The sequence below is a fragment of the Flavobacterium sp. FlaQc-49 genome (genome assembly GCF_044005985.1).
Classification (GTDB): Bacteria; Bacteroidota; Bacteroidia; order Flavobacteriales; family Flavobacteriaceae; genus Flavobacterium; species Flavobacterium cupriresistens.
Genome location: NZ_JBIPCS010000001.1, coordinates 749,587 through 769,691 on the forward strand (window position 1 = coordinate 749,587; position 20,105 = coordinate 769,691).

The window sequence follows — 20,105 nt, forward strand, 5'->3', positions numbered from 1 at the left end:
GTATTAAAGTGTTTCACTTTATGTCTATTATGTTTTATTTGTTAATATTTACAAGAGATGAAAAGTATATTGTTTTTAATTATATTGGTTGGGGTATCCTTACAGGGATATGCGCAGGATGAAATGAATAATAAATTCAAACCAATCCCTGCAAAAGAATCGGAAAAAAAAGAAGTTATTCCTCCGAAAGAGATTTCAACAAAGATTGCGCCGCCTGCTATTGTGGAAAAACCGGATCCATTGAAAATTGATCCTGCAGAACTTTTTAAAGATCCCAATTTATACAAAAAAGAAGCTAATATTGAAGGGATTTTTTACAGAAGAAATCAATATTTAGGAGGTTTTAAGACCAAATCCTTTACTTCTACAATTCGTTACCGAGATGCTGCTTATGTGGATGGTGATAAGATAAAAATATATCTGAATGATAAGATCGTTGAACCGGAAGTTAGTCTTGATGGAACGTTTAAAGAATTTAAAATAAAACTCATAGCAGGCATTAATAAAATCGATTTTGAAGCTCTAAATGAGGGCTTTGCTTCTCCGAATACTGCTCAGTTTGAGGTATATGATGACAAAGGTACCGTTATTAATGCAAGTGAATGGAATGTGGGTACGGGTTATAAAGCCACTATTATTTTATTTAAAGAGTAAAAGATTGTTACCGAAATAACCACCAGTAAAAAGGACACCAATGAACGAAACTATCTGATTTTGATCATTTTATGCCTCTGTATTTGGCAAATGCATAAAAACGGGTAGTTCTACGCTCTTGTAGGATTATACATTGCATTAAGTTTGTTACTTAATCCTAAATAACAATACCATGCAAGACAATCAAAATTCACCCATTCCAGCAGGATGGGTTGGCGGGTTTCCACCGGCAGGTTCACCAATGTTATATCCAATCCGAGATCTTTCCTCTTTACCAATGTTGGGTAATATGGACAATATTAATTTTCTTCAGCGTCAGCTTGGCGTAAGATGGCCCGAGTTTAGTTGGGAGACAGAGAAAGACAGTCCTATTAATACGAAACGATGCTATCAGCAATTTGCTCCCTATATCTCGAGAGCCGGTTATACCGATGAAGGAAGGGTATATTCCGTTATCTGTCCACAACAAGGAGTTTGGATCAAAGATGAGATTTGCATCAATGTCGAGGTTACCGTTACCGGACAAAGAGGCTGGGTCAATGAAGTAACCAAAGAAATCGCAATAGACATGACAGTGGAAGGCAAAATTTGGTTAACGCGAGATAAAAAAAAGGGAGGCATATTTAATGATATTTGGGCCTTTATGGAATATGGTCCTTTTAAATTTCCGTTAGATAAAGAACACGCGATCCGAGTTACAACACACAAACAAAATGATCCTACTCAACCCATTTTTGAGGTGATACACGGATTAAATCCTGAATTTGAAAATCCACCGTTTGCACTACACGAAGCTGAGGCATTTGCAACGGCCTTTCTTGCCGTAGAAATTGGTGCTATCAAAGAGACAAAAAGCTCCCTTGTGGATGGTTTTAATCATTTAATAATGAACATTTTTAATCTGGGTTCAGGAAATATGCTTCAGCCCGGAAACACCTTATCATGGAATCTGTGGTTTACAGAACCTGCTCTGGTTAATAAGGAAGAGTGGAAAAATCATGCTAATTTCTGGAGAGATTCTATTGATATTCATCATCGTTCTCCTACCGGAAATGGTACTGATGCCAGGTATTTTGATGGTAGTACATTCAACCCTGAACAAAATGCAATAGATGAAATAGTTCAGGATATTATTGATTATGTTAAAAAACATATTTAGATAACGTAATTCTGGTGGAAATAAATTTGGGGTTAAATTCCAATTTTTTAAATCCCAAATTCCAACTTTTGGAACTTGAAATTCCAGAGACAAAACGTACTTGATTTTAAATACGTACAAATATAAAACCCCAATGTACTAAATGTATATTGGGGTTTATTTATATTTACGCTTCTGCTTTTAGAATCTGTTGTAGTGCTTATTTGGCTACTTTTTTAAATCGCATCATCGGGACATCACCTTCATTTAAATTTAATTTTCCCTCTTTATCAATCGTATAACTTGTGATTTTATTTATTTGTTGCAGGAACTGTTGCTCTCCTCCACCATCACAAAACATCATTGTTGTTGGTCCGGCCTCTCCAAAAGAAAGTTTTTTTCCGTCTAAAGTATAGGAAGCACTGTAGCCGTTACAACCATTATTTCCATACACTCTGGTTTCTTTCTGATCAAAAGTAAGTTGTGGTTTTTTGTTTGGAAATAATCCGTCAAAAGCGATTCTTGGTCCTGAAATATACTCTAACTCCCAGGTTGTATCATAAATGTTGGCAGTACTTTTTGTTTCTTTTGAGGCTTTGCAGGAACTAAAGAATACCGTTGAAATTGCAACGATCGCGATTACATAATTTTTCATAAATGTGATTGTGTTTTTTAATTAATGATTTTAATTTTTAATGATTGGAATTACTTTCACAATATTCGTGCCTGATTGTGCTTACAAATGTTTTTTTGTTTCAGGTTTCAGGTTTCGGGTTTTACTTCAACACGGATTAATGAAAACTGAGATTATTAAACCATATAAGTCATATGAGAAAATATAAGTTGAGCTTAAATGACTTACATTACTTATATGGTTTTGTTTCAAGTTTCAAGTTTCAGGTTCTACTTCAACACTAATAATGGAAACTGAGATTATTAAATCATATAAGTCATATGAGAAAATATAAGTTGGACTTAAAATGACTTACATTACTTATATCGTTTTTGTTTCAGGGTTCAAGTTACTGGTTACTGGTTTCAGGGGTATCACAATTCTGTTATTTCGAGCGAAGTCGAGAAATCACATAAAGTACTAAGTTTCTATTTTCCATGATTTTGTCATACTGAGGAACGAAGTATCTTCGCAAGTAATTCCGTAAAGTGAAGTTCAACAGTATCGATTCAGCAAACGTAGATCCTTCGTTCCTCAGGATGACAAACTGTACGGAGTTTCTAGTGTGATTTCTCGACTTCGCTCGAAATGACAGACTACAACGTATAATTTACTGGTTTCAGGTTTCAAGTTTCAGGTTTCAGTTTCTACTTCAATACGAATAATGTAAACTGAGATTATTAAACCATATAAGTCATATGAGAAAATATAAGTTGGGCTTAAATGACTTACATCACTTATATGGTTTTTGTTTCAGGTTTCAAGTTACTGGTTACTGGTTTCAGGGTTATCACAATTCTGTCATTTCGAGCGAAGTCGAGAAATCACATAAAGTACTAAGTTTCTATTTTCCATGATTTTGTCATACTGAGGAACGAAGTATCTTCGCAAGTAATTCCGTAAAGTGAAGTTCAACAGTATCAATTCAGCAAACGTAGATCCTTCGTTCCTCAGGATGACAAACTGTACGGAGTTTCTTGTGTGATTTCTCGACTTCGCTCGAAATGACAGACTACAACGTATATTTTACTTGTTTCAGGTTTCAAGTTTCAGGTTCTGCATCAACAAGAATAGCGGAAACTGAGATTATCAAACCATATAAGTCATATGAGAAAATATAAGTTGGACTTAAATGACTTACATTACTTATATGGTTTAAAAACTTTGCCCCTTTGTACCTGAGAACCTCTGTACCTTACCTACTTTTTAAACTGCTGAATACCGGATTGCAACCATTCTTCATATTCAGTGACGTCTGGCATATATCCGACAGCTTTGTTCAAACTGTTCTCCTTCGTATCTAAAATAAGATAATACGGTTGTGCATTGGCTTTGTATCTTGTAATCTGGAAGTCACTCCATTTATTACCGATTGATTTTATTGTTTTTCCAGTTTCTTTGGAGACGTATTGCTCGCTTTCGGGTAGTTCTCTTTTATCATCAACATAGAGTGATATTAATACAACTTCATTGTTTAAAATCGACAATATTTTGGGATCGGACCAAACGTAATCTTCCATTTTTCGGCAGTTTACACAAGCAAATCCTGTAAAGTCCAAAAGAATAGGTTTGTTAACCGATTTCGCATATGCCAATCCTTTTTCATAATCTGTAAAAGCCATAATATCATGCGGGCCTTTGTGTGCGCCATCGGGCAATACTGTCGTAGAAATAGTATTTCCCGCTTTGGTACCTCCCACTCCATATGGAGATTCACTGTAAGTCATTGGTGGCGGGAAACCGCTGATTAATTTTAATGGTGCTCCCCATAAACCCGGAATCAGATAAATCGTAAAACTCAATACAATTAACCCTACAGACAAACGTCCTACAGAAATAGAGGAAGTCGGTGAATCGTGAGGCAGTGTAATTTTTCCGAACAGATACAAGGCCAATGTACCAAATATGGCAATCCAGACTGCTAAGAATATTTCACGCTCAAACCAATGCAATTGCAAAACCAAATCGGCATTGGATAAAAATTTAAATGCCAGCGCCAATTCTAAAAAGCCTAAAAATACTTTCACGGTATTCAACCAGCCTCCTGATTTGGGTAATGTGTTTAACCAGCTCGGAAATAAAGCAAATAGCATAAAAGGCAATGCCAATGCGGAAGAAAAGCCCAACATTCCAACAATTGGAGCAATACCGCCTTTAGATGCGGCTTCTACCAACAAAGTTCCGATAATGGGACCTGTACAGGAAAACGACACTATAGCCAAAGCGAGTGCCATAAAAAGTATGCCTATAATACCGCCCCTGTCTGCCTGCTGATCGACTTTATTGGCCCAGGAATTAGGCAGCATTATTTCGAAAGCACCCAGAAAAGAACTGGCAAAAACCACTAACAGTACAAAGAAAACAACATTAAACCATACGTTAGTAGACAAAGCATTTAAAGCATCAGCACCGAAAATAAGTGTAATCACTGAGCCTAAAAAAACATAAATCAGAATAATGGACAATCCGTATATAATGGCATTTTTAATTCCTTTGGCTCTGTTTTTACTTTGTTTGGTAAAAAAACTCACCGTCATCGGAATCATAGGAAATACGCAGGGTGTCAACAGTGCCGCGAATCCGGATAAAAAGGCTATAAAGAAAATAGTCCCCAAACCTGTTTCTGAATCTGAATTGTCCTTTTCTGTTACAAGAGGAACTTTCGAATCTGTTTTTATTGTTTTTTGAGTGTTAATTGCCGAGGCTTCGATTTCTTTCGCTTCTAATGATTTTAAGTTAAACTCAAAGTATTTGGTCTCGCTTATGCAGTTTTCTTTGCACACCTGATAGGCTAGTTCGAGCTGAATAATTTCATTCTCTGTATTCGTATTTTTAATCGATTGTGCAAAAGCAACTTTGCTTGAAAAGAAAATTTCATCAACTCCAAAAATGTCGTTAAATTTTCTTTCTGTTTCACTTTCGGTCGCTTTTCCAATTAACTCATAATTTCCATCTTTTTTATGAAAGATCAGTTCTGCCGGCAGAGGTCCACCATCTGGGGTAAATTGTGAATAAACATGCCAACCGGTTTCAATGGTTCCGTTGACGGTAATCAAAAAATCAGCATTGGATTTCTTTTCTATTTTTGGCGTCCATTTTACGGGATTTAAAATTTGTGCCTGCCCGTTTACAAAAGCAAACAGCAGGAGCACTACATATAGTATTTTTTTCATGGTTTCAATTTAAGCAGAACGAGATGTTCCGGTTATCGTTTTGTTTTCGATCCTTTCTTTAATCTGCATAACAACTCTTTCGATGGCAACGGTGCTGCCATCGAAAAATAGTTGTCTACTCCTTTTTATTGGTTTAAAAAAAACTTTTTAAGGATTACATTTTATAAAGAAGTTGTTTACTTGGTTACATTAAAAAAGGTGTACTCTAATTTCAAAAAGAAACCATCTGATGTGATACGGTTCATCGAGCTGTACAGTTCTTTCCTGTAAGCCAAATCAATTCTCGCCTGACTATTGATGATAAACTGAATTGAAGGCACTACATCCATAAACGACTTACCATCGGCAGTGATCGTCTGACCTACAAACTCTAACATCGTGTTAATGTTCGTTTGTTTATAGCTGGTGTATTTTTTGGGATGCATTAATCGTCCAACTGAAAAAGTGTAATTTATAGCACTCTTGCCTTGACTGTCCGGAAAGTTGTTGTTATTGTTATCAAAAGCCTGTCCGTAACTTACTGTTGAACTTAGCGCTACTTTTTTAATTAATTGTGTGGCAACCAAACCGGCTTCATAGCCTGTATTCATCCCCATCAAATCAATAGCTTCACTACTAACCGGAGCATTGTTCCAGCTGTATCGCCCAAAAGCAGCCATTCTAAAATGACTTTGAAGATCATCTATGGAGAAAAAACGGTATTTGGCATAAACCCCTCCCCCTTTGTACTCCAGTCCACTGTTCATATTATTTAAATAAGCAGAGGCTCGTACCATTAAATTTTTGTTGACACCCCAGGTAACTTCAGGCGACAAAGCATAGATGTTACCTCCGTCGAATTGGTTCTTCATCAAAGACTGTCCTACGCAGGCTGAAATAGAACCCGCCGGAGCATTACTGGCGGGCTCGGTTACAACAAATAATTCCTGTGCCTTACTATTAAATGAAACAAGCAACAAAAATAGGATTGATAATTGTCTCATTATTATATGGTTTTTAAATGATAATCGTTTTCATTTTCAACAGCATAACTTGGTTGATTTGAATACGTTTTACTTAATTTTTTGTATGCTTTCTGTGTTACAAAACCTTTGTCAATGACCTGATAGGCAGTTTCATTACCTGAAACCGGGTTTTTAGAATCAATAAACACAAAAGTACCGTCGGCTATTTTAAGCGTATTGTTTTCCAGTTTTTGCGGATCCACTTTCATCGTCAGCACCATAGAGCCAACAAAAAAGCCTGCTTTCTCGACTGCATTTTTAAGTACTTTAGGTTGTAATGCCACGTCTTTTTTAAAATAGACCGTAAACGTATTGGTGTTTAAATCGGTGCTGATACTGTCTACTTCCGTCATTGATTTTAATTGCTTATTTATGGCGTTAGAACACATTGAACAAGTTAATCCTGTAGCAATTATTTCAGCTTTAGAAATTTGAGCGTATGATTTTATGCTGCCAAGCATTACCAAAAGTGCAATGGCAAGAGATTTTATAGATAAGGTTTTCATTTTATTTGTTTTTTTTGATTTGTGCAATAATCTGAGCTTCTGTAGGATCGATCGCGATCAATTTTCCGGATGCATCAAAAAGATAAGTTGATGGTAGCGCTTCTACTCCAAAAAGTACTGCCGTTTTCGCGTCAAAACCTTTTGGGTCAATTAACTGCTGATGTTTCATTTTGTCTTTTGCTATGGCTTTCAACCATTTGTCTTTATCGGCATCAATTGAGATTCCAACGATTTCAAAATTTTGACCTTTATACTTATCGTACATTTTGACCAAATTTTTATTCGCTAATCGACAAGGTGCACACCAGGAGGCCCAAAAGTCAACCAAAACTGTTTTTCCTTTAAAAGAATTTAGTTTTACAGCTGCATTTTTATCATTTTGAAGTTGAATATTGGGAAGGTTATCACCTACTTTTATCTGTGCATTTGCTAATGAAAAACTTAAAATCATTAGGAATGCTACGGTTACATTTTTTATTTTAAACATAAAAATTTAATTTAGAGTGAATAGTATTACTACTGTTTATGACATTGTGCTTTCTTCGGAGTTTCTCTGTCGTATTGGCAACATCCGTGAAGGTTGTCATAAGCGGTAGTTGTGGCCGTGAATTTTTCGTTATCATATCCTGCATCAGATACGCGTTTTAGGATCTCCTCTAAATTGGTTTTCTTAGGGTCGTAAGTAACTACAGCAGTCTTTGTGTCTTTATTCCAATTTAATACCGCTGATTTGGTATTTGCTGTGGTTTCGATGGTCTTTTTGCACATGGCACAGTTTCCATTAATTTTTACAGTTTCAGTTACTTTATTTTTACTTTGCGCGTTGACAGTTGCCACTGATAACAATAGTATTATTGCTACCAATACTTTATATATTGATTTCATGTTTTTTTTAATTTTTGAATGAATTTATCCGACGGGTACAACAGAAACTATAGCAGATACAGCTATGTTCTGAAACTAATACGGATTTAATAAATGATTTTGTTGCCTGAACAGGCTTAAATTTGACGCACTTACGGCTGTCAAAGAAGAAAATCTAGCTTATTTTAGGAGGAAGCCAGATAGAACGGAAATCAGAAGAAATAAACACTTCTGAATAAAAATAAGTTTGTCTGCGATCTGAAAAATCAAAAAGAGCGTCGTTCGCTTCCTGAAAAACAAACATTGGGCTAAAACCACAATACATTACAGGACAACCACAAGAAACTCCCGAACAACTGCTATCGCAATCGTGTTTGGTTTCTTTAGACTTCTTTTCTTTACAACAAGATTTTTCAGAAGATTCTTTTTTACAGCATGACATTTCTTTCTTACTACTATTATGTGCAAAAGATTGCATTGGACTTAAAAAGAGTCCAAGAATAAGTAGAAGTAATATGTAGCTGTTTTTCGGCATTTCGGATACAAACATACAATTATATTGAGTATCGAGTTGTTAAGTTTTTTGTAAAAAAAATCAAGAAGACTATAGTTGGCCTCAGAAAAACAGCAGCCTTTTTCCTAAACAACTGAATGTTAAGACCACATAAAGAAATTGCCTTTTGATAAAAGAGTATTTTTTTCGCAGTTTAACACTTTGTACAGCTAAAGAATAAGTTTACAGCTGTGAATTTGAAATCAAAACTAAATAATTAAATATCAGTGAGTTAAAAATCATTACCAATACCTTCAAATTTAGTACTGTATTCACCCCTATTTTCATTCAAAAAAAGCTATTAAATTTTACTTAATGGGCTCCCGAAAGCCATTCAAAAGCGTTAACAAAAAAATAACAAAGTCAGATTAAACTCATTATTAAGCGATTAACTTCAACACAAAGCTATTTAAGGGCAAAATCTACTACAAAAACAGGTATTTCTACCTGCCCTTGTGAGTAGGCAATAAAGTAGCTTTGTTGTATCAAAACTATTATAAATTAACTTAATCTATTTTATTATGGAAGAATACATTGGAATTGTAAAGCTTTTTGCGGGAAATTTTGCGCCAAGAGGATGGGCCTTATGTAATGGACAAATAATGTCAATTGCTCAGAACACGGCATTATTTTCAATTTTAGGTACTACTTACGGAGGTAATGGTCAAACTACATTCGCCTTACCTAACCTACAAGGTAACGTAGCTATTGGTGCTGGAACAAGCCCAAGCGGAAGTTATGTTCAAGGACAAACAGCAGGTACTACAACAACAAGCATTTTAACAAGTAACCTTCCAACACACGTTCACGCAGGTGTAGGAACTATATCTGTAAGTACTGCTAACGCTACAGATTCTACACCGGTAGCCGGTGCTTCTTTTGCTGTACCGGGATCGATTGTATCAAGAGTGTTTACCCCGACGTTAGGATTTGCAACATCAACCCCAAGTGTTAATTTGGCAAGTTCTATCACTACCGGTGCGACTGGAAGTAATATTCCAATCTCAATAATGCAACCTTATTTGGCATTGACATACATCATTTGTCTTGAAGGTATTTTCCCTTCTAGAAATTAAAAGATAAGATTATTTTTTTAAGCTATATGACCATTGTGGTATTTCACTAAAATCATATACCAATTGAATTTTTGAATAATCCCTGAGATTATACATCGATACTAAACAATAAGGATTTGTAATAAAAGACTCTGCCGTTCTTAACGTAATGTCTTCAAATATCTTTAATTCAGTAAAAATGGCAATATCAGGATGATTGCTAAAATTCTCAGGCAGATCATAAAAAGAACTTTCCAATTTTGAATTGTGATTTTCTCTGCCGCAATGTTCTTTGTTTATTGTAAATAATCTATCAACAAATACGTTATCAGGATAGGGCTGCATTTCTTTGTAGCCCTTTATTCCATCTATAGTGTATTTAAGGTAAGGCTCATAATCAAAAAAGGTATAGGCCAGATCAATACTTATTTCTTCGGGAATTAATATAGCATAAGAAGCTAATTGTCTGGTAATATTTCTCATGATCGCGACCTGCGGTTCACGTGTAAGCGCATAATGCATGGTTTCGGATATGGCAAGATCTATAGTAAAATCAACTGGTTTTGTATACGTAATAGCATTAGTTTCAACTAAATGAATATTATACTCTTCAAGACCAATGACAGAAACAAGTTGCTGTACAGAAGAGATTGATTCTGCATTAATATCGAGTAAAAGAGCATTAATTTTCTCTTTACTAAATAACGGAAGCAACGGTAAAATTAGTGTCGCATACGGACCACATCCGGCATATAGTACATTAATACTTCTTTCGGGAAAATCTATACTTAATTTAGTTAAAGCCTTATAAATACCTTTTATAAAAAAAACTGTGCGCAAACTGTCATCAACACAATCTGCGGCTCCGGAACTGGATAAAGCAATACCGCCTTTTACGAAAGTCTCATTGCTCTCAGAAATAAAAATCTTGGTCACTTTTTTATAAAACTCTGAAAGTTCTCCGGCACATCGTATATGCTCATCAATAGTATTTGATGCAATGATAGATTTCGCAATAAATGTAAGTTCCTGTTTATACATGTTTTACAACCTTATATATTATTCTATTTAAAGTTAGAAATATAAGTTAAAATAGTATACAGTAATACTAACAGATCAATTTAATATCAATAAATTATGAAAAAACTTTACTTATTATTAATCCTTCTCTTTTTTGCGATGCAACATATTGCCGCGCAAACTACAGAAACATTTGAAACGGCAACTGTAGGTGCTTCCAGTTTTACAAACGGTACAAAAACGTTTAACTTAAGCAGCAGCTACCTTAGCTTTAAAGCTTTCAATCTTCCTGGTCAGGGTTACAACGGCTCGAATAATTTTCTTCAGGTTGAAGATGCTGTCGGCCCAGAAGCTCTTGGACAAACCGGTACTATTTCGGATGCTACAGGTAGTTTTAAAATCAGTAGTCTATGGATATATGTAACTGGTAATTCTGCCTTTACTGCAGGTGTCACAAGTAATGGATTACCTGGGTCAATCACTTTCAGAGGTAAACTTGCCGGTGCTACCGTATTTACTGTTACTAAAACTACGACCGGTGCTAGTATTCCTCTGACACTTCCCGGCAACGGTTTTCTGTTTATCAACTTCGCTACCGAAGGAGGCTCAAATAATACAACTGCAATAATAGATCAACTTGAAATTCAATTAAGCAACAATTATGATTATTTTGCTGTTGATAATTTTATATTTTCAAATGGTGCAGTAGCACCAACAGTAAGTACTACAACAGCAACAGGTACCGGATCTGTAAAAGCCACCATGGGTGGTAATGTAACAGCCGATGGTGGTGATGCTACTATAGAAAGAGGAATCGTTTGGGGCACAGCAGTCAACCCGACTACTGCCAACAATAAATTCCAAATCGGAACAGGAACGGGAATCTACTCAGGTATCGTTTCTTCCTTTCCCCCATCAACGCTTATTCATTATAGAGCTTATGCTACAAATAGCGGAGGTACTGCATATGGGAATGATTTAACATTTACAACAACAGCAGCTTTAAACACTTCTTCAACACCATCTAGTAATGTATCCTGTAATGGAGGTAATAATGGTGTAGGAGCAGCAACTGTAACGGGAGGCTCCGGAGGTTATACCTATTCTTGGGCACCTTCAGGAGGTAACGGATCAATAGCTACCGGTTTAGCTGCGAATACTTATACCCTTACTATTACTGATAGTGAAGGCACAATCATAACACGAACATATAATATTACACAACCCACAGCTATTAGTTTAGTTACCGGATCAAGTAGTAACGTATCCTGTAATGGCGGTAATAATGGTGTAGCCAGTGTAACACCTACCGGTGGAACACCCGGATATTCCTATTCATGGGCACCATCTGGAGGAACAGGTTCTACTGCTTCCGGTTTAGCAGCAGGCACCTATACGGTAACAGTTACAGATGCCAATACTTGTCAAGCAACCAGAACATTTAATATTGGACAACCGGCTGCAGCACTTAGTCTCGCAACAGGCTCCAGCAGCGATGTGTCTTGTAACGGAGGTTCAAATGGTGTAGCAAGTGTAACGCCTACCGGTGGAACACCCGGATATACCTATTCATGGGCACCATCAGGAGGAACGGGTTCAACTGCTGCAGGTTTAGCAGCAGGGACTTATACGGTAACAGTTACTGATAATAATACTTGTCAGGCAACCAGAACATTTGTTATAAATCAACCAGCAGCACCTCTTAGTCTCGCAACAGGATCTAGCAGCGATATATCTTGTAACGGAGGTGCCAACGGTGTGGCTAGCGTTAGCCCTACTGGAGGAACATTTCCTTATACTTACTCCTGGGCACCATCAGGTGGAACCGGATCAACGGCCGCAGGTTTAACAGCAGGAACTTATACGGTAACGGTTACCGATAATAATACCTGTCAGTCAACCAGAACATATGTTATAAATGAACCAGCAGCACCAATTAGTCTGGCAACAGGATCTAGTAGTGATGTATCCTGTAACGGAGGTGCTAACGGTGTAGCGAGTGTTTCTCCTACTGGTGGAACATTTCCTTATACCTATTCATGGGCACCGTCTGGTGGAACCGGATCAACGGCTGCAGGTTTAACAGCAGGAACTTATACGGTAACAGTTACCGATAATAATACCTGTCAGTCAACCAGAACGTTTGTCATAGGTGAACCAGCAACGCCACTTAGTCTGGCTACAGGATCCAGCAGTGATGTATCTTGTAACGGAGGTGCCAATGGTATAGCAAGTGTTACTCCAACCGGTGGAACATTTCCTTACGCCTTCTCTTGGGCACCATCCGGTGGAACCGGTTCAACGGCTACTGGTTTAGCAGCAGGTACTTATACCGTAACTGTTACGGATAATAATACGTGTCAGACAACCAGAACATTTGTTATAGGAGAACCAGCAACTGCACTTGTAGCTTCAGATGGAGGGCAAACCAATGTTTCCTGTAATTTGGGAGCTAACGGATCTGCTACTGTTAATGCAACAGGTGGAACTCCAACTTATACCTATTCTTGGGCACCCGCAGGCGGAACTGCTGCAACAGCAACAGGATTGACTGCAGGAACATACACTGCGACTGTTACAGACGCCAACGGATGTACAGCAACACAAAGTTTTACTATTACAGAGCCAACGGCTATTATTGCAAGTGCAGCAGCACAAACTAATGTAAATTGTAATGGAGGCTCCAACGGATCTGCCGCTGTAACTGCAACCGGAGGAACGGGTAGCTATACTTACTCTTGGGCACCAGCTGGTGGAACTGCAGCAACAGCAGCAGGACTTACAGCCGGAACATACACTGCAACTGTTACAGATGCTAACGGATGTACTGGAACGCAAAGTTTTACTATTACCGAGCCAACTGCTATTATTGCAAGCGCAGCAGCTCAAAATAATGTGAGTTGTAATGGAGGTGCCAACGGTACCGCTACTGTAAGTGCAACCGGAGGAACTGGAGCATATACGTATTCATGGGCACCAACTGGTGGAACAGCCGATACAGCAGCAGGATTAACTGCAGGTACTTATACTGCAACTGTTACAGATGCTAACGGATGTACTGGAACGCAAAGTTTTACTATTACTGAACCTGCAGCACTTGTAGCTTCAGATGGAGGACAAACAAATGTATCTTGTAATTCAGGAGCTAATGGAACGGCTACTGTTAGTGTAACAGGAGGAACAGGTTCTTATACTTATTCATGGGCACCAGCTGGCGGAACTGCTGCTACGGCTTCAGGATTAACTGCCGGTAGCTACACTGTAACGGTGACAGATGCCAATACTTGTTCTACTACACAAAGTTTTACGATCACAGAACCAGCTTCACTTGTAGCTTCAGATGGAGGTCAAACGAATGTTTCCTGTAATTCAGGAGCTAACGGATCAGCTACTGTAAGTGCAACCGGAGGAACTGGAACCTATACCTATTCATGGGCACCAACTGGTGGAACTGCAGCTACGGCTACAGGACTTACAGCAGGTACCTACACTGTAACGGTAACAGATGCCAATACTTGTTCTACTACACAAAGTTTTACCATTACTGAACCAACTGTTATTGTTGCGGCTCCTGTCGCACAAACCAACATCGCTTGTAATGGAGGTGCTACCGGATCTGCTACTGTAACTGCAACCGGAGGAACTGGAACTTATACTTACTCTTGGGCACCAGCTGGCGGAACTGCTGCAACAGCATCAGGATTGACAGCCGGAACATATACAGCAACTGTTACAGATGCAAACGGATGTTCAGCAACTCAGAGTTTTACTCTTACAGAGCCAACTGCTATTGTTGCAACTTTAGCAGCGCAAACCAATGTATCTTGTAACGGAGGTGCTAACGGTTCAGCTACTGTAAGTGCTACTGGAGGAACAGGTAGCTATACCTATTCCTGGTCTCCATCTGGAGGAACTGCTGCAACAGCAGCAGGATTAACTGCAGGTACTTATACCGCAACTGTTACAGATGCAAACGGTTGTACCGCAACTCAAAGTTTTACTCTTACTCAACCTGCTCCACTTGTTGCTTCAGATGGAGGACAAACAAATGTATCTTGTAATTCAGGATCTAATGGATCAGCAACAGTTAGTGTAACTGGAGGAACGGGTTCTTATACGTACACATGGGCACCAACTGGCGGAACTGCTGCAACAGCGACAGGATTGACAGCTGGAACTTATACAGTAACCATAGAAGATGGTAATGGATGTACTACAACACAAAGTTTTACTATTACTGAACCAACTTTACTAGTAGCTTCAGATGGAGGACAAACCAACGTATCTTGTAATTCAGGAGCTAACGGATCTGCTACTGTAAGTGCAACCGGAGGAACTGGAACTTATACCTATTCATGGACACCAACTGGCGGAACTGCTGCAACAGCAACAGGATTGACAGTTGGAACATATACAGCAATTGTTACAGATGCTAACGGATGTACAGCTACTCAAAGTTTTACGATCACAGAACCAACTGCTATTGTTGCGGCTCCTGTCGCGCAAACCAACATCGCTTGTAATGGGGGTGCTACTGGATCTGCTACTGTAACTGCAACCGGAGGAACTGGAACTTATACTTACTCTTGGGCACCAGCTGGTGGAACTGCTGCTACAGCAACAGGACTTACAGCAGGAACGTATACTGCAACTGTTACAGACGCTAACGGATGTGCAGCAACTCAAAGTTTTACTCTTACAGAGCCAACTGCTATTATTGCAAGTGCAGCAGCACAAAATAATGTGAGTTGTAATGGAGGGGCCAACGGTACAGCTACTGTAAGCGCAACCGGAGGAACTGGAGCATATACATATTCATGGGCACCAACTGGTGGAACTGCCGATACTGCTTCGGGATTAACTGCAGGTACTTATACTGCAACTGTTACAGATGCTAACGGATGTACTGGAACGCAAAGTTTTACTATTACTGAACCTGCAGCACTTGTAGCTTCACAGGGAGGACAAACCAATGTATCTTGTAATTCAGGATCTAATGGATCAGCTACTGTTAGTGTAACTGGTGGAACAGGTAGTTATACCTACACATGGGCACCAACTGGTGGAACTGCCGATACTGCTTCGGGATTAACTGCAGGAACTTATACAGTGACTGTAACGGACGCTAATGGTTGTACTACAACACAAAGTTTTACTATTACTGAACCGGCAATTCTTGTTGCTTCAGATGGAGGACAAACCAATGTATCTTGTAATTCAGGAGCTGACGGATCTGCTACAGTTAATGTAACCGGAGGAACTACAACCTATACCTATTCATGGACACCTTCTGGTGGAACTGCTGCAACAGCAACAGGATTGACAGTAGGAACTTATACAGTAACTGTTACAGACGCCAACGGATGTGCAGCAACTCAAAGTTTTACGATTACAGAACCATCCGCTCTTGTAGCTTCAGATGGCGGACAAACCAATATAACCTGTAATTCAGGATCAAATGGATCTGCTACTGTAACTGCAACCGGAGGAACTGGAACTTATACTTATTCATGGGCACCAGCTGGTGGAACTGCTGCAACAGCATCAGGTCTTACAGCCGGAACATACACAGCAACTGTTACAGATGCTAACGGATGTTCAGCAACACAAAGTTTTACGATTACTGAACCGGCTGCTCTTGTAGCTTCAGATGGAGGACAAACCAATGTATCTTGTAATTCAGGAGCTAATGGATCTGCTACTGTAAATGTAGTTGGAGGAACTGGTACTTATACGTACTCATGGGCGCCTTCTGGTGGAACTGCAGCTACGGCTTCAGGATTAGCAGCAGGAACTTATACCGTGACTGTTACAGATGCTAACGCATGTACTGCTACTCAAAGTTTTACGATTACAGAACCGGCAGCCCTTGTGGCTTCGGCAGGAGCTCAGGACAATGTATCTTGCAATTCAGGATCTAATGGATCGGCTACAGTTAGTGTAACCGGAGGAACTGGAACTTATACGTACTCATGGGCACCTTCAGGAGGAACTGCTGCAACTGCTTCAGGTTTAACTGCAGGAACTTATACAGTGACTGTAGAGGATACTAATGGATGTACGACAACACAAAGTTTTACGATTACTGAACCGACAGTACTTGTTGCTTCAGATGGAGGACAAACCAATGTATCTTGTAATTCAGGAGCTGACGGATCTGCTACTGTTAATGTAACCGGAGGAACTACAACCTATACCTATTCATGGGCACCTTCAGGTGGAACTGCTGCAACAGCAACAGGATTAACAGCAGGAACATACACAGTAACTGTTACAGATGCAAACGGATGTTCAGCAACACAAAGTTTTACTATTACTGAACCAACTGCTCTTGTAGCTTCAGATGGCGGACAAACCAATGTAACCTGTAATTCAGGATCTAATGGATCTGCTACTGTAACTGCAACCGGAGGAACTGGAACATATACCTATTCATGGGCACCAACTGGTGGAACTGCTGCAACAGCATCAGGTCTTACAGCCGGAACATACACAGCAACTGTTACAGATGCTAACGGATGTTCAGCTACTCAAAGTTTTACTATTACTGAACCAGCCGCTCTTGTAGCTTCAGATGGAGGGCAAACCAATGTATCTTGTAATTCAGGATCTAATGGATCTGCTACTGTAAATGTAGTTGGAGGAACTGGTACTTATACGTACTCATGGGCACCAACTGGTGGAACTGCTGCAACAGCATCAGGTCTTACAGCCGGAACATACACAGCAACTGTTACAGATGCAAACGGATGTGCTACAACTCAAAGTTTTACGATCACAGAACCGGCAGTCCTTGTGGCTTCGGCAGCAGCTCAAGACAATGTCTCTTGTAATTCAGGTTCTAATGGATCTGCTACTGTTAGTGTAACCGGAGGAACTGGAACTTATACGTACTCATGGGCACCTTCAGGAGGAACTGCTGCAACCGCTTCAGGATTGACTGCAGGAACTTATACAGTGATTGTAGAGGATGCTAATGGATGTACGACAACACAAAGTTTTACTATTACCGAACCGACAGTACTTGTTGCTTCAGATGGAGGACAAACAAATGTGGCCTGTAACTCAGGAACTGACGGATCTGCTACTGTAAGCGCAACCGGAGGAACTGGAGTTTATACGTATTCATGGGCACCAGCTGGTGGAACTGCTGCTACAGCTTCAGGATTAACAGCAGGAACTTATACAGCAACGGTTACAGATGCTAACGGATGTTCAGCAACACAAAGTTTTACTATTACTGAACCGACAGCACTTGTGGCTTCAATTGGTTCTCAAACAAATGTTGCTTGTAACTCAGGATCTGATGGATCTGCTACTGTAACTGCAACTGGAGGAACTGGAACTTATACCTATTCATGGTCACCAACCGGTGGAACTGCGGCTACGGCTTCAGGTTTAATTGCAGGAATCTATACAGCAACTGTAACAGATGCTAACGGATGTACCGCAACACAAAGCTTTACTATTACACAACCAACCGCTATTGTTGCGACTGCAGCTGGACAAACAGATGTTACTTGTAACGGAGCTGCTACAGGTTCAGCAACAGTAAGTGCAACCGGAGGAACTGGAGCTTATACGTATTCTTGGGCACCAACTGGTGGAACTGCCGATACTGCTTCAGGATTAACTGCAGGAACTTATACAGTAACTGTAACGGACGCTAATGGTTGTACAGGTACACAAAGCTTTACGATCACTCAACCGGTAGCTTTAGATGCTATAGTTGCACAAACAAATGTAACTTGTATTGGAGGCGCTGATGGATCAGCAACAGTTACCGCAGCTGGTGGTACATCTCCATACACTTATATCTGGTCACCAACTGGAGGAACAGCTGATACTGCAACGGGATTAACTGCCGGAACCTATACAGTAGTAATTACAGATGCAAATGGATGTACTTTAACAAAAACAGCTGTTATATCAACTAACCCTGATACTACAGCTCCGGTACCGGATGTAACAAACTTACCGGATATCACTAACTATTGTGCTATTACATCGTCTGAAATTGCAATTCCAACAGCAACTGATGCTTGTGCAGGAACAATAAATGCTACAACAACTGACCCATTAAATTATACCGCAGTAGGTACTTATGTAATTACTTGGACGTATGATGATGGTCATGGCAATAGTTCAACACAAAATCAAACACTAAATGTCCTTGCTTCACCTATTGAAGGTGTAACTTTAAGTGATGTTACTGCTACTTTTGACGGAAGTTTACATACTATTGAGGTTGCAGGACTTCCAGCTGGAGCTAGTGTCCTATACACTATATCGCCGATAACAGGAAGTGAAAATGGTGCTATTGACGCAGGAACTTATTTGGTTACTGCATTTGTATCGCCAGCACCAGGAACTAATTGCTCGCTAATTACGCTAAACGCAAATCTTACCATTAATAAAGCTCCACAACAAATTACTTTTGGTGCTTTACCGGTTAAAACTCTTGGAGCAATCAACGATTTTACTTTAGGAGCTTTCTCTGACTCAGGTTTGCCAATACGTTATTCTGCAACATTTACTTCTCCTCTACCACCGGCTACTGTTACTGCCGCAGGTTTAGTAAGCATGATTAGATCAGGTCAGATACTTATTACAGCTCATCAGGATGGTGACAGTAATTATTTACCGGCAACATCTATTTCGCAGAATTTAGTAATAATGAACAACAATGCCGATCTTACAAAACTGACAATTGGTACTACTGTTTATGATAATCCGGCACAACAGATTAATTATTTGATGACGTGCGACGAAGGAAACAGTCTTACTATTTCAGCTTTAAACGGATCAAATGCAACTATCAGTCCGGCTGCTACTTTTACTATTCCGTTACCAAAACCGGGAATTTACAATCAAGTTCTTACGGTAACATCAGAAGATGCAAGCGTTGTTAAAAATTATACCATTACAGTATCAAAACCTTTCAATTTCTTTGATATTGCTCGTCAGAAATTTAATAACGTGCTGCTTGTAAACAACAATCCACAAACAAATGGTGGTTACGAATTTGTTGCTTACCAATGGTTTAAAAACGGTCAATTAGTTGGAACAGGTCAATACTATTCAGCTGGAGATAACATCAACAACACGTTAGATCCTACTGCTGATTATATGGTAAAAATGACAACTAAAGATGGAAAAGTACTGCAAACATGTCCTACTAAAATTCCAGTAGTGAACTCGCTAACAGCTAAAGTTTATCCAAACCCAATTCAAGTAGGGAAAGTGGTAACTGTTGAAGCTGACTATCCTGAGGAGGAATTGCAGAACATGCAGATAAGCTTATATACTGTTACTGGTCAACTGGTAAAAACAATGAAATCATCGACAGTAAAAACAGAGATACAATTACCTCTGGCAACAGAGAGCAATATGTATATTGTAGTTATTGAAACTGCAAATGTTAGAAAAACACTGAAAGTAATTGTAAATAAATAAAATCTGCCG

12 protein-coding genes are annotated in these 20,105 nt (G+C 39.1%); 4 read left to right on the plus strand and 8 right to left on the minus strand.

All coding sequences use genetic code 11. From position 1 onward, the window contains the following. Nucleotides 1-57 precede the first annotated feature (57 nt). On the plus strand, nucleotides 58-654 hold the full coding sequence (locus ACHRV3_RS02620) for a hypothetical protein (RefSeq protein WP_395435717.1): 597 nt from the start codon (nucleotides 58-60) through the stop codon (nucleotides 652-654). Nucleotides 655-826: 172 nt separating this feature from the next. Then, on the plus strand, nucleotides 827-1,813 hold the full coding sequence (locus tag ACHRV3_RS02625; RefSeq protein WP_395435716.1) for a hypothetical protein: 987 nt from the start codon (nucleotides 827-829) through the stop codon (nucleotides 1,811-1,813). Nucleotides 1,814-2,012: 199 nt separating this feature from the next. Here the strand turns inward: ACHRV3_RS02625 and ACHRV3_RS02630 are convergent, their stop codons facing one another. The 7 genes from ACHRV3_RS02630 to ACHRV3_RS02660 all read right to left on the minus strand — a co-directional run bounded on the left by ACHRV3_RS02630 (nucleotide 2,013) and on the right by ACHRV3_RS02660 (nucleotide 8,562). Further along, a complete protein-coding gene (locus ACHRV3_RS02630) occupies nucleotides 2,013-2,447 on the minus strand; it encodes an META domain-containing protein (RefSeq protein WP_395427491.1) in 435 nt (144 codons plus the stop codon). A gap of 1,217 nt (nucleotides 2,448-3,664) precedes the next feature. After that, nucleotides 3,665-5,638, minus strand: a complete 1,974-nt coding sequence (locus tag ACHRV3_RS02635) for a cytochrome c biogenesis protein CcdA (RefSeq protein ID WP_395435715.1) — start codon at nucleotides 5,636-5,638, stop codon at nucleotides 3,665-3,667. A 176-nt stretch (nucleotides 5,639-5,814) separates the two neighbouring features. Beyond that, nucleotides 5,815-6,621: a hypothetical protein gene (locus ACHRV3_RS02640; RefSeq protein WP_395435714.1), complete on the minus strand. Its 807-nt coding sequence runs from the start codon at nucleotides 6,619-6,621 to the stop codon at nucleotides 5,815-5,817. Nucleotides 6,622-6,623: 2 nt separating this feature from the next. Then, entirely contained in the window at nucleotides 6,624-7,148 is a 525-nt protein-coding gene (locus tag ACHRV3_RS02645; RefSeq protein WP_395435713.1) for a heavy-metal-associated domain-containing protein, read from the minus strand. 1 nt (nucleotide 7,149) lies between these two features. Further along, nucleotides 7,150-7,635: a TlpA disulfide reductase family protein gene (locus tag ACHRV3_RS02650; RefSeq protein WP_230002247.1), complete on the minus strand. Its 486-nt coding sequence runs from the start codon at nucleotides 7,633-7,635 to the stop codon at nucleotides 7,150-7,152. Between the two features lie 29 nt (nucleotides 7,636-7,664). Then, on the minus strand, nucleotides 7,665-8,033 hold the full coding sequence (locus tag ACHRV3_RS02655; RefSeq protein ID WP_395435712.1) for a heavy-metal-associated domain-containing protein: 369 nt from the start codon (nucleotides 8,031-8,033) through the stop codon (nucleotides 7,665-7,667). A 154-nt stretch (nucleotides 8,034-8,187) separates the two neighbouring features. Continuing rightward, nucleotides 8,188-8,562 carry a hypothetical protein gene (locus ACHRV3_RS02660; protein ID WP_230002249.1) on the minus strand — a complete coding sequence of 125 codons (375 nt, stop codon included), beginning with the start codon at nucleotides 8,560-8,562 and terminating at the stop codon, nucleotides 8,188-8,190. 524 nt (nucleotides 8,563-9,086) lie between these two features. Between ACHRV3_RS02660 and ACHRV3_RS02665 the strand changes: the two genes are divergently transcribed. Continuing rightward, nucleotides 9,087-9,641, plus strand: a complete 555-nt coding sequence (locus ACHRV3_RS02665; protein ID WP_395435711.1) for a phage tail protein — start codon at nucleotides 9,087-9,089, stop codon at nucleotides 9,639-9,641. 9 nt (nucleotides 9,642-9,650) lie between these two features. Here the strand turns inward: ACHRV3_RS02665 and ACHRV3_RS02670 are convergent, their stop codons facing one another. Beyond that, on the minus strand, nucleotides 9,651-10,661 hold the full coding sequence (locus ACHRV3_RS02670) for a hypothetical protein (protein WP_395435710.1): 1,011 nt from the start codon (nucleotides 10,659-10,661) through the stop codon (nucleotides 9,651-9,653). 96 nt (nucleotides 10,662-10,757) lie between these two features. Between ACHRV3_RS02670 and ACHRV3_RS02675 the strand changes: the two genes are divergently transcribed. After that, nucleotides 10,758-20,096 carry a T9SS type A sorting domain-containing protein gene (locus tag ACHRV3_RS02675; RefSeq protein WP_395435709.1) on the plus strand — a complete coding sequence of 3,113 codons (9,339 nt, stop codon included), beginning with the start codon at nucleotides 10,758-10,760 and terminating at the stop codon, nucleotides 20,094-20,096. The last annotated feature ends 9 nt before the right edge of the window (nucleotides 20,097-20,105 follow it).